The organism is Bacteroides sp. D22 (assembly GCF_000163675.1).
GTDB classification, from domain to species: domain Bacteria; phylum Bacteroidota; class Bacteroidia; order Bacteroidales; family Bacteroidaceae; genus Bacteroides; species Bacteroides xylanisolvens.
Genome location: NZ_GG774820.1, coordinates 42,973 through 59,872, shown reverse-complemented (window position 1 = coordinate 59,872; position 16,900 = coordinate 42,973). Strand labels below are relative to the sequence as shown.

The following is a 16,900-nucleotide window of genomic DNA, read 5'->3' as shown; positions in this document are numbered from 1 at the left end:
ATTCTCACTACAGTGAGAATAATCCCTTGCCTGAATAGTCTGAAACAGCGTATTCTGGTTATATTTCTTCCAATGCATAATACTGATAATCGCGAAGTATCGTCTGAAGAAATTTCTCTTGATTACCCTCACGGGGAGTAACGGAAAGTAATTCCTGTACTTTTTTGGCAAGTGCCGTGATACGTCTTGCCCGGTCTTTTTCGCTGGATTCCAAAGTCCGGGTAATTACATTCACTTGTTCGAGAGATAAATCAGCCGACTGGGGATATACCGGATGATAATTTTGGGTCAGATAGTCGAATTCATCCAGGCTGACATGTATCTTACGATAGTTTTTCTCTTTAATTACCATAGTGCCGGCAGCTAGATCCCCTAATCGTTGGTTGTTCTTATTCAATAAAACGACCAGAAGTCCAAGGCCACTTGTGATGGGACCATCAATTGGGAAAAGAAGCCATCGTAACAGATAAGAGCCGATGCTTGGAGTAGAACCGTCTACTTTTACGACACGGATATTGATGAGTTTTTTGCCAAAGCTCTGTCCGTGATTGAACATCTCGCAAAGAAAAGAATAACCGAGAATCGGTAAATAAACGACGCACAGAAAAAAGAACAAACTGAATCCTGACGGTAAACTTAATTTAGACAAGAGCGTAATAGTGGACAAGATGTAAAGCCCGATCAGAAAATAATCGATGATTAAAGCCATCAGTCGTTCGCCGATACTGGCGGGCGTTTGGCTGATACGAACGAATTGTCCGGTTATTATCGTAGATTCTGCCATTTCAGGTTAAACATTTTTAGGATTCCGTTGCAAATATATCATAATTCTCTTATTTTTGCTTCCGGTTTCGGACAAAACTTATCCGAAATCTATTGAAAAGCATGAAAGAAGTAACGTTTATTCGTCGGAACATTGAAAAATGGAAGGAGACAGAGAAAGTTGTGGAGCGGGCGGCAAGTCTGTCCCCCGACCAACTAGCCGATGCGTATACGGACTTGACAGCTGACCTGGCATTTGCCCAAACACATTTCCCAACTTCCCGTATTACTATTTATCTGAATAATCTGGCTTCAGCGTTGCACAACGAAATCTACCGCAATAAACGCGAGAAGTGGACACGGATTATTACCTTCTGGACACAGGAAGTGCCACGAACCATGCACGATGCACGGCGCGAATTACTGACCTCCTTTTTGATTTTTGTTGCCAGCGCATTAATCGGCGTATTATCAGCAGCGAATGACCCGGATTTTGTCCGGCTGATATTGGGAAACGGTTATGTGGATATGACACTCGACAATATTGCCAATGGGGAGCCGATGGCCGTATATAATGGTTCTTCCGAAGTACCGATGTTCTTGGGCATTACACTTAATAACGTGATGGTCTCTTTCAACTGCTTTGCAATGGGATTGCTGACTAGTTTTGGAACAGGGTATATGCTTCTCTCCAATGGTATCATGGTAGGAGCTTTTCAAACATTCTTTTATCAACACGATTTGTTGTGGGAATCCAGTCTTGCCATCTGGTTGCACGGAACGCTTGAAATCTGGGCGATTATCGTAGCCGGTGCCGCCGGATTGGCTTTGGGCAACGGCTGGCTGTTTCCCGGCACTTATTCCCGACTGGAATCTTTTAGGAGAGGAGCGAAGCGAGGCTTGAAAATAGTGATCGGCACTGTTCCGGTGTTCATTATGGCAGGCTTTATAGAAGGTTTTCTTACCCGGCACACAGAGCTTCCCGATGTGTTGAGGCTTGGCGTGATATTCACTTCTCTGGCATTTATTATATTCTACTATATTTATTTACCAAATAGAAAAAAACATGGAATCACAGAAACCTAAGATTGCGATGTATGTGAAACGTCCTTTCGGTGAGAAGTTGAACGCTTCTTTTGATTTTATAAAAGAGAATTGGAAACAATTGTTTAAGTATTCAACTTATCTGATACTCCCTATATGCTTAATTCAGGCCGCAAACTTTAGCGGTTTAATGGGAAGCATGACAGATATTACTGCTATGCAGGCCTCCGGAGGAATAAGTGATAATCCTTTAGCTGCTCTGGGACCTTCATTTGCACTGAATTATGCAGGAGTTGTCTTTTTTTCATGTTTGGGAGCTTTGCTGATGACTTCTTTGGTTTATGCGATGGTACGATTGTATAATGAACGGGAAGAACGTCTGAACGGGATTGTATTCGGCGATATAAAATCGTTGTTGCTCCGTAATATTAAAAGACTGTTTTTGATGGGGATCGCCTGCAGCTTTTTATTCATCTTTGCGGTGATCTTTATTGTCTTATTGGCTGTATTGACACCTTTCACACTCATTCTGACCATCCCGCTTTTATTCGCCTTTATGGTTCCTTTGGCATTAATGGCTCCCATCTACTTATTTGAAGACATTTCGTTGGGTGAGGCATTTGCAAAAACATTCCGGTTGGGATTTGCTACCTGGGGAGGCGTCTTTCTAATTTTAATTGTGATGGGGATTATTGCCAGTGTGTTACAAGGAATCGTTTCTATACCCTGGTATGTGATCTATATTGTAAAAATGATCTTTACGATGAGTGACGGAGGTGCAACCTCTTCATCAGTCGGACTGAACTTTGCGCAATATTTGTTCTCTATCCTGATGTTGTATGGTTCTTACTTATCGGCTATATTCGGTATCGTCGGTCTGGTTTATCAGTATGGTCATGCATCGGAAGTGGTGGACAGCATAACGGTAGAAAGTGATATTGACAATTTTGATAAACTCTAAACCAAACCTCTACTAGATGAATCTCACTTCCCCGGCTGATACACTAGTTTGTGATACGGCGCAGATTGCCCTCTGGCAGTCTGATCCGGCATACAACTATAACCGTGAACTGATTACTCCGGAGATGAATGTCTTTGAGTGGATCAGTCGGCAGTTTGGGGAGTTGTTGCGCAAAATATTCGGCAGTCATTTTGCTGAAGAGTATTCAGGGCTTATTCTGGTATGTATTGCCATTCTTCTTTTGTTGCTGATTGTTTGGTTTGTCTATCGGAAACGCCCGGAATTGTTTATGGTCTCGCATAAAAATGTGTTGCCTTATACAGTTGAAGAAGACACCATTTACGGAGTAGATTTTCCGGGAGGGATTGCGGAAGCGCTTTCCCGTCAGAATTACCGGGAAGCAGTACGTTTGCTCTATCTGCAAACTTTGAAACAACTTAGTGACGCTGAACGTATTGACTGGCAACTTTATAAAACGCCTACCCAGTATATCAATGAAGTCCGGCTACCGGCTTTCAGGCAACTGACCAATCATTTCCTGCGGGTACGTTATGGCAACTTTGAGGCGACGGAAGAACTCTTCCGGACAATGCAGGTCTTGCAGGAAGAAATAGAGAAAGGAGGCGTCGCATGAAAGGAAGTCGCTGGTTCATTGTCTTTATTGTCGCTTTTCTATTCATCATGTTTGCAATAGAATATAATTTACCGAAGAATTTTGTGTGGAAGCCCACTTTCGGACATAATGACGAGCAACCTTTCGGATGTGCAGTGTTCGATAGCGTATTGTCTTCTTCTTTGCCACAGGGCTACACTTTTTCGAGGAAAAGCCTCTATCAATTGGAGCAGGAAGATACGACGCAACGCAAAGGTATATTGGTTATCTCTGATAATTTGCGATTGTCGGACGTCGATGTAAACGCTCTGTTGAAAATGGCGGAACGCGGAGATAAGATCATGTTGGTGAGTACCTTGTTCGGCAGATATTTGGAAGATACCTTGCAGTTCAGGTCTTACTATTCTTATTTCAGTCCGATGGCTTTGAAGAAATATGCAACTTCATTTATGAAAAAGGATAGCTTGCATTGGATAGGAGATTCGACGGTTTATCCCCGTCAGACTTTCTATTTTTATCCCCAGTTGTGTTCCTCTTATTTTTGGGGAGATTCACTTCCGGAAAGGGTGTTGGCACAAAGAGTTTTTGAGTCGAATGAGTTCCGGTATGAAACAGAGGTGGACTCGTTGACAACGGATAGTCTTGTTTATATGCCTGTAGCGATGTCCCGTCGGTGGGGGAAAGGAGAAGTTATTTTAGTTTCCACTCCTTTGATTTTTACCAATTACGGAATGTTGGACGGCAAAAATGCAACCTATATCTTCCGTTTGTTGTCGCAGATGGGGAAGCTTCCTATCGTTCGCACGGAGGGGTACATGAAAGAAACTGCACAGGTGCAGCAATCACCTTTCCGTTATTTTCTTGCACATGAACCGCTTCGTTGGGCTTTGTATCTGACGATGATTACCATCATACTCTTTATGATATTCACAGCGAAGAGGCGGCAACGGGTGATCCCTGTTATTCACGAGCCGGCGAATAAATCTCTTGAATTTACCGAACTGATAGGCACGCTTTACTTTCAGAAGAAAGACCATGCGGATTTAGTTCGCAAGAAGTTTTCCTATTTAGCCGAAGAACTTCGGAGAGAGATTCAGGTGGATATTGAAGAAGTGGCCGACGATGAACGCTCTTTCCACCGGATTGCCCGGAAAACCGGAATGGATGCCGGAGAGATTGCTAAATTTATCCGCGAAGTCAGACCCGTGATTTACGGAGGACGTGTTATTGATGCGGAGCAGATGAAGGTATATATCGATAAAATGAATGAAATAATCAATCATATCTAAAGAAGAAATTTATGGAAGAGAATACAGAACAGCGAGTAGATTTAACTCTCTTTTCCGAGAAGATACAAGAGTTGAAAGACCGGATTGCTTCCGTCATAGTAGGGCAGGAGCAGACAGTCGATTTGGTACTGACAGCGATTTTGGCGAATGGACACGTATTGATAGAAGGTGTTCCGGGAGTTGCGAAGACACTGTTGGCCCGTTTGACAGCTCGTCTGATTGATGCAGACTTCAGTCGTGTCCAGTTCACTCCGGACTTAATGCCGAGTGACGTATTAGGTACGACTGTGTTTAATATGAAAACTAATGGTTTTGATTTTCATCAGGGACCGATTTTTGCGGATATTGTATTGGTCGATGAAATCAACCGTGCTCCTGCCAAGACACAGGCTGCCTTGTTTGAGGTAATGGAAGAGCGCCAGATCAGTATTGATGGAACGACTCACCGGATGGGAGATCTTTATACGATTTTGGCTACCCAGAATCCGGTAGAGCAGGAGGGAACATACAAACTTCCCGAAGCACAGCTCGACCGTTTTCTGATGAAGATAACGATGGATTATCCTTCATTGGAAGAGGAAGTGAATATCTTGGAACGTCATCATACCAATGCCGCATTGGTGAAGTTGGACGACATCACTCCCGCTATTACCAAAGAAGAACTGTTGTCGCTTCGTGCTTTCATGAATCAGGTATTTGTAGACCGCACGTTGCTCCAATATATCGCATTGATTGTACAGCAGACCCGTACCAGCAAAGCTGTATATTTGGGAGCTTCTCCACGTGCATCTGTAGCCATGCTGCAATCGTCGAAAGCGTATGCTCTTTTGCAGGGACGTGATTTTGTGACACCGGAAGATATCAAGTTTGTAGCTCCTTATGTACTTCAGCACCGTCTGATCCTGACTGCGGAAGCTGAAATGGAAGGCTATTCTCCAGTGAAAGTGACGCAACGCTTAATTGATAAAGTGGAAGTACCAAAATGAAAAGATTTATGATTTATGAGTTCTGATTTATGATTTGGGCTGCGCGTTGGATGTCTGACTCTATTCATAACATAAATCGAAGAAATCATAAATCGTAAATTATAAACTGTACGTAAATTGTAAGTTGAAGAAATCGTAAACCCAAGAAATTATAAATCATAATTCATAAATCATAATTCATTTGTTTCTAACTCGTCGTTTCTATATTGCCCTTGTCCTGGTTATCCTGTTGTTGGGTAGCGGATATGTTTTTGCTCCGTTCTTTGTTATCGGGCAGTGGGCACTTTTTGTCTTGCTTTTGGTGGTACTGGCAGACGTATATTCTCTTTATCGTATTCGTGGAATCCGTGCTTTCCGCCAGTGTGCCGACCGTTTCTCTAATGGCGACGAAAATGAAGTAAGTATTCGGGTAGAAAGTAGTTATCCGCATCCTGTATCTTTAGAAATCATAGATGAGATCCCTTTTATCTTTCAGAAACGTGATGTAGACTTTCAGGTGAAGCTTGGAGCAAACGAGGGAAAAACAGTTACCTATCGTCTTCGACCTACTCATCGTGGTGTTTACTCTTTCGGTCATATTAGAGTTTTTGTGACCGGAAAAATCGGCTTTATATCCCGGCGCTATACTTGTGCAGAACCTTTGGATATCAAAGTGTACCCGTCATATCTGATGCTCCATCAATATGAATTGCTGGCAATAAGTGATAATCTGACAGAATTGGGAATAAAGCGTATTCGCCGGGTTGGGCATCATACGGAGTTTGAGCAGATTAAAGAGTATGTAAAGGGGGATGATTACCGTACGATTAACTGGAAAGCGAGTGCCCGTCGGCATGAACTTATGGTGAATGTGTATCAGGACGAACGCTCACAGCAGATTTATAATGTGATCGATAAAGGTAGAGTGATGCAGCAAGCTTTCCGTGGAATGACCTTGCTGGATTATGCAATTAATGCTTCGCTGGTGCTATCGTATGTTGCTATGCGGAAAGAAGATAAAGCCGGATTAGTGACTTTCGATGAACACTTCGATACTTTTGTGCCTGCTTCCAAGCAATCGGGATATATGCAGACATTGCTGGAAAGTCTTTATAGTCAGCAGACCACTTTCGGGGAGACAGACTTCTCGGCTCTTTGCGTTCATTTGAACAAACATGTCAGTAAGCGTAGCCTGCTGGTACTATATACTAACTTCTCGAGCATAGGAGGAATGAACCGTCAATTATCTTACCTGAAACAACTAAACCGCCAGCACCGTTTGCTCGTAGTCTTTTTTGAAGATGTCGATTTGAAGGAATATATCGCCCAACCGGCAAAAGATACGGAAAGCTACTATCGGCACGTGATTGCAGAAAAGTTCGCTTACGAGAAGCGGCTGATTGTATCTACTTTGAAACAACATGGCATCTATTCTTTATTAACTACACCGGAGAATCTTTCGATTGATGTGATTAATAAGTATCTGGAGATGAAGTCACGACAGTTGCTTTAGACATAAGAACAAAAGAACATATTTTTGTAGTCTTTTGTACTTATGTTCTTTTGTCTGAAAAAATGTCTCAAAGAGTGATGGCTTTCCGTGTTTCCACAAAGAAGAATATAGCCATTCCAATGATGATAATTCCCAGTATCCCATAGAAGAGTCTTGCCCGGTTGCGTCCTACATTCCGGACAATGGTTTGTGCGTTGCGCGTTGTAAAGAACCAGTCCCAGTTCAGCAATGACGCCAGCAGGGAGACGATTCCTGCCAGCGCAAAGATTCCTTGTACGATATATTGTCCGGTCATAGTCTGATCACTCTATTTCCGTCTTCCAGTTCTTCAATCGTTACTTTTACGGCATTTCCCGGAAGTAGTTCTTCTACCAGTTCCGGCCATTCGATAAAGCAGAGAGCACCACTGTAGAAATAGTCTTCGTAGCCCATGTCGTACACTTCACTTAGTTTCTTGATGCGGTAAAAATCGAAGTGATAGATTAATTCTCCGGTTTCGTCCGAACGGTATTCGTTGACAATGGCAAAAGTAGGAGAAGTGATAACATCCGTTACGCCCAATTCTTCGCAGAGCGCTTTGACAAATGTCGTTTTGCCGGCACCCATCTTTCCGTATAAAGCAAATACAGTGTTGTCGCCCATAGCAGCGATAAATTCACGGGCTGCTTCATGGATACTTTCCAGTGATTGAATTTTGATTTCCATATACTATCTATTATTATGACTTTTTCCTGCAACAACTCTTTCCGATTTTACAAACAGCGTAAATCAGGATAGAGAAGAATATGATGGAAGCTCCCGAAGGGACTTTCCAGTGATAAGAAATAAATAATCCACCTAGGCAGCCCAAGAAACCGATGCCGATTGATAACCAGATAATCTTCTTGAAACTATAAGTGAACAAGTTGGCTGTCATCTGTGGAATGGTGAGAAGAGAAATGGCCAGTACGATGCCTACCATACGTAGGCAGGCTACAATTGTCAGCGCAATGAACATCATCAACACATATTCGAATATCTCTACCGGAATCTTTTGCGAACGTGCAAACTCACGGTCAAAAGCAATATATACGATAGGGCGGATAAACAGATAAAAGAATCCGGTCAGTATTAGTGCCAATATGCCGAGCATCCATAAATCGATTTGGTTGATGGTCAGGATATTGCCAAAGAGGTAAGCCGACAGGTCAGGCGCAAATCCCGGCGACAGGAAGCTGAACATAATTCCGAGTGCCATCCCTAACGTCCAGAATACTGCAATGGCAGAATCTTCGCGCATATCTTTCCGTCTGCTAAGCCACTCGACACCAAAAGCCGATAATACCGAGAAAACGGCTGCCGAGAGTATCGGGGAAATTCCGGCAAACAATCCTAACCCGATCCCTCCGAAAGAAGCGTGGGTGATTCCTCCGCTGATAAATACCAGGCGGCGGGTTACGATATATGTACCGATAATCCCACAGGCAATGCTTGCCAGCAGACTTCCCAATAGGGCGTGTTGAAAGAATGTATATTGTAGTAAATCCATCACCTCTCATCTGCTTTTTTTACTTCTACGTTTCTTCTTTCTCCGATAATCAGAAAAACTTCGTCTTTGAGATCATCCGGTAATTCAATGCCACGGAGCTGAAGGCTACGTATCCATCCGGCCACTTCTACATCCAGTGTCGTATACAATACATCCCGAAACATTTCTGTTTCTTCTTCTGTATACGCATCTCCTGCCTTGCCAATGAACTGATCCAGTTCTTCGTCATCGTAATATTCTATTTTTTTGCTGACAGCTGCCAGCAGGCTATCCCGTTCGCATACTTCGTGTTGTCCGCAGCATTCCACATCTACTTCCTTCACTTCCGGCATACGGTCCAGTTCGCCCTTTTCTATTTTCTTTTGCAGTCTTTTGTTGCGGATAATTCCGGCTATCAGCGCAATGACACCCAGCAACACCAGACTTATAATAAGTATCCACATGACAATATAACAGTTACCAATCAATTTTGTGCAAAGTTACTTATAAATTTGCATTCTATCATGTATGCTATCTATTTCTTTCGTACTTTTGTATGTTACCTACAAAATAAACATTGGCGGGTGAATTAAATTTCACCAATCAATGAAAATGACTTAAGATATTTGAAGTACAATGAAGAGAGATTATTTACTATTAGCGTTACTGTTGGTTGGAAATATTACTTTTGCCCAATCTCCTATTGAGAGGGCCTTGAATACAATCAACCGTTCCTCTGCCGAAGCTACTATCAATTTTTTGGCTAGTGATGAATTGCAAGGGCGTGAGGCGGGGTTTCACGGTTCGCGTGTGACTTCGGAATATATTGTTTCTTTGTTGCAATGGATGGGAGTATCGCCTTTGGCTGACAGCTATTTCCAGCCTTTTGATGCTTACCGTAAAGAACGTCAGAAAAAAGGACGTCTGGAAGTACATCCTGATTCCATAGCAAAACTGAAACAGGAAGTTCATCAGAAGCTTACCATGAGGAATGTATTGGGAATGATTCCCGGTAAAAATACCAAAGAATATGTGATTGTGGGGGCTCATTTCGACCATTTAGGTATTGATCCTGTACTTGATGGCGACCAAATATACAATGGTGCTGACGATAATGCTTCCGGTGTATCGGCAGTGCTGCAAATTGCAAGAGCCTTTTTAGCCAGTGGACAGCAACCCGAAAGAAATGTAATCTTTGCTTTTTGGGATGGAGAAGAAAAAGGACTGCTAGGCTCTAAATATTTTGTACAAACTTGTCCTTTCCTATCTCAAATCAAAGGCTATCTGAACTTTGACATGATTGGCCGTAACAACAAACCTCAACAACCCGAACAAGTCGTTTATTTCTACACAGCCGCCCATCCGGTCTTTGGGGATTGGTTGAAAGAGGATATCAGAAAATACGGTTTGCAATTGGAACCGGATTACCGCGCCTGGGAAAATCCGATAGGAGGAAGTGATAACGGTTCGTTTGCCAAAGTAGGTATTCCGATCATCTGGTATCATACGGACGGGCATCCTGATTATCACCAGCCTTCCGATCATGCCGACCGATTGAATTGGGATAAGGTCGTAGAAATCACCAAAGCCTCTTTTCTCAATATGTGGAAGATGGCAAATGAGAAGTCTTTTTAATGAAGCAGATAAAATACAATCCTGATAATTAGCGGGAAAAGTCAGGATTGTATTTCTTATTTTTTGAGTATTCTTTTTAAATAGTCGATAGGTGGCAAATTCACAGTCTCAAAACTTCCTTTATAAAATACAGCAAAATTATTAAAAACACACGGTAACTCTTTTGCTTTCTGTAGCGTATCTACTTGAATAAAAGAAACAGGGACATCATTTGCTTCACAATATTGTTTGATCATTTCAATGTATTTATAGATGTAGGGGCATTGCATATCATAATAAATCGTCAGTTCCTCACTTTCTATTTTCAGATTTTTGGCATTTGGCGCAAATTGCGGTACTGTTCCGTCGAAAGAAAGAGCAAGCAATTCATATCCGTTATCAGTAGTGTCAACCACCTCAAAACCAAATTTCTTTGCAAATGATTGGTCGGAAAGCCAGCTCTTCTGTTTTTTTGCCCCAAGCATACAAATGCCGGATCTACCTTTTTCTTTGGCATCGGCTATACAGTACTCTATTAATGCTTTCCCATATCCGTTTCCTCGGGGGCTACCTAGCACCCATAAACAATACAGATAATAATAGTTGTCGCCGATGACGGGAACCCAAGCTGTTTCAAGAGGGGCATATTCAATAAAAACAGTAGCTTTGGCGTTTAACTTTCTAAAGACATGGCCTTCATTCAGCCGGTCGGAAAGCCATTGCCGTTTTGCTTCAATACCAGGATGAGACTTTTTGCTGCGGATGATGCAGCATAAATGCTCATTAGAAAGATTTTCTGTTGTTAAGTTTGTAAAGTCAGTATTCATATACACCTTTGTTTCAAGTTAGATATTATCAATCGGATAGTGTAGTAATTGTAATACTTGATTAGCCCGGTTGACAGATAAGCAAATACAAATGTAGTGAATTTTGCGGATAATCTCTGTTGGGTGACTATGGAAATCACAAAGACTTTTTATACATCTGCAGAGGATGTTGAACGAGAACTCATGCGAATGTAAAACTTCATTGCCTAACTTAGGATTAGATTGACCGCAGTTCTACCTAATCTGGAGCGAGACAATGAAGTTTATAAAAATAAAAAGATAACAGATATATAATATTAAGGTCGATATATTTGCAAACTCAAAGAGTTGTTCTTTTATCTTTTTATTATTCTACAGGTTGTGCACCGGTGTCGCCTTCAATCTTCCATCCCGGGTTCTGATAAACGACTGAACTTGTAAAATCATTCTTATCCGAGGCTGTCTGACGAAATACAGCCATACCTATCGGATTCAGATAATGAGCAGGTGTAAAGAGGAATCCCTTCTGCCCGGCAATCAGATTATTCTTCGTGATTTTTTCGTATGGAAGAATATATTTACTTAAATCAGATGAGGACATATTACCTTCTGCCGGATCTACTTTACATAAATCTGCCAGTTGCGTTTCATAGTTGCTTCCCCAGTATAGCATACCTTCTACACGGTAAGGTTTGGATATCAACTGGTCGCATGCACGCCAGCGTTTCAAGTCTTCCCAGCGCAAAGCTTCTGCACAAAGTTCGTTACGGCGTTCACGGCGGATATTATATAACGTCGCGTCTATCAATTGGCCATGAGAATAAGCACCGAAATCGCCTTTAGCCTCTTCGCTCATCTGTGTTGCAGCGATTGTCTTATTATAGTCTTCGTCCACTTTGGCGCGTCGGCGTAAAGCTTTCCAATATCCGTCGGCTGTTCCGTCGATTCTACCATTTTTTTCATACGAAGCTTCCATGTAAATCAACATGGCTTCTGCCGCACGGAAAACAATACCACCTGATGTTCCCGCACTATGGTCATTTGCCATGTGACTGGAGTAGTGTTTGCCTTTTTTGATGATGAATCCGGTTGTTGCCAAACTTCCTTTATCGCCATAAATGAAACGGATTGAGCAATAACTGGGAGTTCCGTCATCACCGTAATAATTCACATCACCTTTATTTTCGGTGTTGGCATCACCCGGCTTTTTGGTAAAGATAACAATGCGTGAATCACGATTCTGTAAAGTGGAATTTACTCCTTCTTTCTCCCAATCGGGATTATAATCGGAACCGGCTGCATAGATGGGAAGCCCATTGCGCATCAGGAACGAATTGACCATGCCACGAGTCCATCCGGAACCACCGCCATTGCGTGCCAACTCCATTTGCAAGTTGCTGGTTACCAATCCTTCCTTGAACTGTTTCCACATCAGTATTTCATCATATCCTTCCATGTTTTCATCGCAGAACATGGTGTAGTAAGGATTGATGGAAACCAGACTGGCGTTCATACCTTCGGGGGTATCGGTATTGTCTGCCAGTTTTCCGACGATATAGTCGCCTACCACTTTTGATGACTTCATTGCTTCATCAAGAAAATAAGCCACTTCTGCATCACTATTAAAACCGCTTACATCTGCGGGATTACCCGGCCATCCTTTTCCACCGGGTACAAAAGCTGTTCCTTTGTGATACTTTTCCCAAGTTGCTTCGAAGAGGGCAACGCGTGCACGTAGCAAGTGAGCTACGTTTTTGCTGATGCGATTCTTGCCACCGGGACTTTTATCAAGCAACAATTCTGTTGCTTTTTGCAAATCGTCCAGAATGAAGCGTGCCACCTTATTACGCGGCTGGCGCTTGCTGGATTCCACCAAAGTCTCTTCTATGTCGGGCAATGCAGTAGTGATAATAGGTAGATCTCCTAAAGAAACCAATAATTTATAATAATTGTATGCCCGGATCACGTACATTTCTCCGATATAATGCTTCACATTATCCTGATTGCCGGTAATAGTGCCGGCTTCGAATTTCGGTAAAGTATTATCAAAGAAATAGTTGCAGGTTCGTATTTTGCTCCAGTCCCATTCGCCTTCACCTGACGGCACCTTCTTTTGCCCGGGTATCCAGAAGGCCGGTGAGTCACCACTGGCTTGGTTATCAGTATCATTATCTTTGCCGAAGAAATTGATGCCATACGCATCGGTCACTGTTTCAAATGGGTAAGCATTGATTGTGTATGCAGCCAGATCACTTTCGGATGCAAAATATTTTTCGGGAATTACTTTATCCAGTGGTTCCCTGTCGAGAAAATCATTGCAACCGGTCAGTCCGCCCAATAGCAATGTTCCTATTGTCAAAAGTTTAATATGTTTTTTCATAATCGTTTATCATTTAAAATGTTGCACTTAAACCGAATGATACAGTCTTGGATAGCGGATAGGTACATCCGTCCCAGTTACCGATGCCAACAGTTTCGGGGTCAAACGTATCGGCCAGACTGGTAATAGTAAATAAATTCTCTGCTGAAACAAAGAATCGCAGATTGTTGACGCAGAATTTTTCTGTCAAAGATTTAGGTAATGTATAACCTAAAGTAACATTTTTCAGACGGCAGTAAGCCGCATTTTGCAAATATCGGGTCTGTGGATTACGGTTTCTATCATTCTCGAGAGGACGCGGATAATAACCACCCAGGTTAGCTCCTAGCGGATTAGTCGTATCTTCTCCGCGGAAATAGTCCAGATGAGGTTTGAAAAAGTTGGTTTGCCAGTAGCCTACTGCTCCCCAGAACATTGTAGAACCACTCCCCGGCATATAATCACGTTTCATCGTTCCTTGGAAAAATAATTTAAGGTCGAACCCTTTCCAGGCGGCATCCAGATTCAAACCAAAGTTGTAGCGTGGTGTACTGTTGCCTATTTTCTTCAAATCACCATGATCAGCCAGTGTTTTGTTACCTCTGCTGATCTGGCCGTCACCGTTCAAATCCGCATACATGATGTCACCTGCTCCCCAGCCGGAACCGAGTACATCCTGTGCGCCATTGGGCATACCGGCCAAATGATCTTTCATCTCTTGATCGGTCTTTGCGATGCCGATTGTTTGGAATCCCCATATATCACCTACGTGAGCGCCTGCATAATACGTATTATTATTGTCTTTATCTAAAATTGTGTTTGACGGATTGGGGTATTTATCAATAACCACTTGATTGTCTGACAAAGATAAGGTAACTCCATACTTAAAGTCGCGTATCTGGTCGCGCCAGTTCACCTGTATTTCCCAACCTTTGGAAGTCATATCGAGGTTGTTTACTTTGGGAACGGCAATGCCTAAGAGATTGGGTAGTTCGGGGGCGGGGCCTACCATGTTTTTAGATTTACGCTGGAAATAGTCGAATGTTACATTCAAACGATTGTTGAGCATAGATAAGTCGAAACCTAAATCCAGTGTTTGCGTCTTTTCCCATGTCAGTAAGGAAGATACCAGCGCAGATTCTTTGGAAATATTTGGTTTTACACCATTTACCAGCCAACTGCCTAGTGCGTAATTGCCCCATTGGTCTTTGTTAATATCAATAGTTCGATAGAATGGATACCAGTTATCTGTGTTTTGGTTGCCCAATTCACCCCATGAACCACGTATTTTGAATGTGCTGATTAAATCGGTCAGGTCTTCAAAAAATGCTTCACGGGCCATGTTCCATCCTAAGGAGAATGATGGGAACAGATTCCAGCGGTTATCTCGAAGGAAACGTGAAGTGCCGTCATATCTCATATTTACTTCAGCCAGATAACGTCCTTTGTAGTCGTAATTAACACGTCCGAAGAAGCCGGCTGTAGCCCATTCGGAGTACCCTCCTCTGTTTTGTGCATTTGTCTGCGTGGTGTTTAAGGTAGCCACTTCCGACATGATACCGTCTTGGGAAGCGGTAATATCACGTTGTTTGAATAGTTCGCTCTGAAAACCCAGCATCACTTTAAAGTTGTGCCCGCTTTCTAATGATTTGCCGTATTCGGTAAAGATGTTCGGATTGAAGAAATTACTCTTATAAGCATATTCTGTAACGCTGGAAGTTTGATTGGCAATAATGTAGGGATTTTTACTCACATCATAACCATAAACGGTTTGATAATCGGTATGGTTGAAATTATAGTTGGAACGGTAGTTCAATTCTACGTTAATTTTCCAGTCTTTGATGGGTTCCACGATGAAAGCAAGCTGGTGTGCCATCACGTCTTTTTGTGATTTATATCGGCCTCCTTCTGTTAATTGGTAAATCTTGGATTCGACAGTATAGAATCCGTTTGGGTCTACTACCGGAATGACAGGCCAGTAGCGACATACATCGAAATAGAATACATTACTTTTGATATCGCCTCCGGCAAATGAAGGAGCTTCATAATCCGTCCGGTTAAAACGCATACTATAACTTATTTTCAACCATTTGGTTAAGTCCGCATTGATTTTTGCAGTAAAGGAGTAGCGTTGTTTGTTATCATCTCCAAACTTCAAGAGACCTCCTTGGTCCAGATAATTCGCAGAAAGATAATATTGTATTTTATCCGTTCCACCATTTACGCTCAATGAATGCTCGTGGGTAAAGCTATTACCAAATAACGTTTTTAACCAGTCGGTATTGCCGGTAGGCATCACGTCTTGCCGTTGGGGATCATCGAATGAATTCCATCTTCCCGCATCGGTCGGCCACATATATTGTGTGCTTTTTCCTGCTTGAAAATCCAGAATTTGTTGAAGTTTGGTGGCGCTATACATGGGAGTCTGTCCACCATTAGTTAACTGGTCATTGACTGCCAGAGCAAAATTGTATGAATCTGCCATTTCAGGCATATTCAAGGGAGATACAAAACGGAAGTTGTTATTATAGTTAACTACCGTTTTTCCCGACTTACCTTTCTTTGTTGTAATCAGGATGACTCCACCTGGTGCCCGCGAGCCATAAATGGAGGAAGCGGCTGCATCTTTCAGTACAGAAATATTCTCAATGTCCTGTGGATTGATAGCGTTCATGTCTCCCTCCATACCGTCAATGAGCACCAATGGTTCTACCTTTGAACCAGCTCCAATTGTTCCAACACCACGAATATTGAATTTTTTGTCTGAACCTAAGGAGCCACCACCATCACCAGTAGAGATATTCATCCCCGGAACCATACCTTGCAAAGCTTCTATGGTAGAGTTAACGGGACGTGCCGAAATTTCTTTTGCTCCTACCGTAGATACAGATCCTGTTACATTCACTTTCTTTTGTGTACCAAAAGCAACCACAACAACTTCATCCAATGTTTGTGTATTGTCTTTAAGGATGATATTCAATGATTGTCCTGTGAATTTGATTTCTTGAGTCTGATAACCAACAAAAGAGACTACAATAATATCTCCGGTTTTTACATTGTTTAAAGAGAAGTCACCGTTGATTCCGGTGATTGTACCGTTCGTCGTACCTTTGGCTACGACGGATGCACCGATGATGGTTTCACCTGCTGCATCTTTTACTACACCCTTACAAGTAGTACCCTGTTGTACAACGGAAACTTTTAGAGTGCTTTCACCAGTTTCCGGATAAGCTGCTTCTACTGACATTGTCAGTAGGAACAACAACATACTAACTGACTTTAGTTGTTTTAACATAGCATTGAATTTAGAGTTTTTCCTAGAATCCGGAATTACTTTTAATAAGTTCTTTCAGAACTTATTCCGTGCGTAAAACGTTGGATTCAAAGCCTTAAATTCAAAAAAAGAGTCTTCTTTTAAGCGATCTTTTCTACTTGTTTTATACCCATTTTATATCTATTTCGTACCT

General features: G+C 42.2%; 15 protein-coding genes. 7 read left to right on the top strand and 8 right to left on the bottom strand.

The window, feature by feature from the left end:
- Nucleotides 1–58: 58 nt before the first annotated feature.
- A complete protein-coding gene (locus tag HMPREF0106_RS04290; protein WP_008025064.1) occupies nucleotides 59–784 on the bottom strand; it encodes an RDD family protein in 726 nt (241 codons plus the stop codon).
- Nucleotides 785–885: 101 nt separating this feature from the next.
- On the opposite strand from HMPREF0106_RS04290, the gene HMPREF0106_RS04295 reads away from it, so the two are divergent.
- The 6 genes from HMPREF0106_RS04295 (at nucleotide 886) to HMPREF0106_RS04320 (ending at nucleotide 7,147) form a co-directional block, all read left to right on the top strand.
- A complete protein-coding gene (locus HMPREF0106_RS04295; RefSeq protein WP_004306579.1) occupies nucleotides 886–1,848 on the top strand; it encodes a stage II sporulation protein M in 963 nt (320 codons plus the stop codon).
- Nucleotides 1,829–2,767: a hypothetical protein gene (locus tag HMPREF0106_RS04300; RefSeq protein WP_009040874.1), complete on the top strand. Its 939-nt coding sequence runs from the start codon at nucleotides 1,829–1,831 to the stop codon at nucleotides 2,765–2,767. The genes HMPREF0106_RS04295 and HMPREF0106_RS04300 overlap by 20 nt, the downstream gene beginning before the upstream one ends.
- Nucleotides 2,768–2,783: 16 nt before the next feature.
- On the top strand, nucleotides 2,784–3,401 hold the full coding sequence (locus HMPREF0106_RS04305) for a DUF4129 domain-containing protein (RefSeq protein ID WP_008640840.1): 618 nt from the start codon (nucleotides 2,784–2,786) through the stop codon (nucleotides 3,399–3,401).
- On the top strand, nucleotides 3,398–4,669 hold the full coding sequence (locus HMPREF0106_RS04310; RefSeq protein ID WP_008640842.1) for a DUF4350 domain-containing protein: 1,272 nt from the start codon (nucleotides 3,398–3,400) through the stop codon (nucleotides 4,667–4,669). The genes HMPREF0106_RS04305 and HMPREF0106_RS04310 overlap by 4 nt, the downstream gene beginning before the upstream one ends.
- An 11-nt stretch (nucleotides 4,670–4,680) precedes the next feature.
- On the top strand, nucleotides 4,681–5,655 hold the full coding sequence (locus HMPREF0106_RS04315; protein ID WP_004306583.1) for an AAA family ATPase: 975 nt from the start codon (nucleotides 4,681–4,683) through the stop codon (nucleotides 5,653–5,655).
- A gap of 181 nt (nucleotides 5,656–5,836) precedes the next feature.
- Complete coding sequence (locus HMPREF0106_RS04320; RefSeq protein ID WP_009040873.1) at nucleotides 5,837–7,147, top strand: DUF58 domain-containing protein; 1,311 nt, start codon at nucleotides 5,837–5,839, stop codon at nucleotides 7,145–7,147.
- Nucleotides 7,148–7,214: 67 nt separating this feature from the next.
- Here HMPREF0106_RS04320 and HMPREF0106_RS04325 read toward each other — a convergent pair whose 3' ends face one another.
- From HMPREF0106_RS04325 to HMPREF0106_RS04340, 4 genes are read right to left on the bottom strand one after another with little or no spacing between them, the layout of a single operon-like run.
- The gene (locus HMPREF0106_RS04325; protein ID WP_004307942.1) at nucleotides 7,215–7,442 is read right to left on the bottom strand and encodes an immunity 17 family protein; all 228 of its coding nucleotides are present in this window, start codon (nucleotides 7,440–7,442) and stop codon (nucleotides 7,215–7,217) included.
- On the bottom strand, nucleotides 7,439–7,852 hold the full coding sequence (tsaE, locus tag HMPREF0106_RS04330) for a tRNA (adenosine(37)-N6)-threonylcarbamoyltransferase complex ATPase subunit type 1 TsaE (RefSeq protein ID WP_004307943.1): 414 nt from the start codon (nucleotides 7,850–7,852) through the stop codon (nucleotides 7,439–7,441). Before tsaE ends, HMPREF0106_RS04325 begins: the two co-directional genes overlap by 4 nt.
- A gap of 13 nt (nucleotides 7,853–7,865) precedes the next feature.
- The gene (locus HMPREF0106_RS04335; RefSeq protein ID WP_004307944.1) at nucleotides 7,866–8,675 is read right to left on the bottom strand and encodes a metal ABC transporter permease; all 810 of its coding nucleotides are present in this window, start codon (nucleotides 8,673–8,675) and stop codon (nucleotides 7,866–7,868) included.
- Nucleotides 8,675–9,118, bottom strand: a complete 444-nt coding sequence (locus HMPREF0106_RS04340) for a hypothetical protein (RefSeq protein ID WP_009040871.1) — start codon at nucleotides 9,116–9,118, stop codon at nucleotides 8,675–8,677. Before HMPREF0106_RS04340 ends, HMPREF0106_RS04335 begins: the two co-directional genes overlap by 1 nt.
- Nucleotides 9,119–9,290: 172 nt before the next feature.
- Here HMPREF0106_RS04340 and HMPREF0106_RS04345 point away from each other — a divergent pair, with 172 nt between their 5' ends.
- Nucleotides 9,291–10,289 carry a M28 family metallopeptidase gene (locus HMPREF0106_RS04345; RefSeq protein ID WP_009040870.1) on the top strand — a complete coding sequence of 333 codons (999 nt, stop codon included), beginning with the start codon at nucleotides 9,291–9,293 and terminating at the stop codon, nucleotides 10,287–10,289.
- A gap of 56 nt (nucleotides 10,290–10,345) precedes the next feature.
- Here HMPREF0106_RS04345 and HMPREF0106_RS04350 read toward each other — a convergent pair whose 3' ends face one another.
- The 3 genes from HMPREF0106_RS04350 to HMPREF0106_RS04360 all read right to left on the bottom strand — a co-directional run bounded on the left by HMPREF0106_RS04350 (nucleotide 10,346) and on the right by HMPREF0106_RS04360 (nucleotide 16,701).
- The gene (locus tag HMPREF0106_RS04350; protein ID WP_032851604.1) at nucleotides 10,346–11,095 is read right to left on the bottom strand and encodes an N-acetyltransferase; all 750 of its coding nucleotides are present in this window, start codon (nucleotides 11,093–11,095) and stop codon (nucleotides 10,346–10,348) included.
- Between the two features lie 346 nt (nucleotides 11,096–11,441).
- Nucleotides 11,442–13,454, bottom strand: coding sequence for a RagB/SusD family nutrient uptake outer membrane protein (locus HMPREF0106_RS04355; RefSeq protein ID WP_032851603.1), 2,013 nt, complete (start codon nucleotides 13,452–13,454; stop codon nucleotides 11,442–11,444).
- Nucleotides 13,455–13,467: 13 nt separating this feature from the next.
- Nucleotides 13,468–16,701, bottom strand: a complete 3,234-nt coding sequence (locus HMPREF0106_RS04360; RefSeq protein ID WP_008018912.1) for a SusC/RagA family TonB-linked outer membrane protein — start codon at nucleotides 16,699–16,701, stop codon at nucleotides 13,468–13,470.
- Nucleotides 16,702–16,900: the final 199 nt, after the last annotated feature.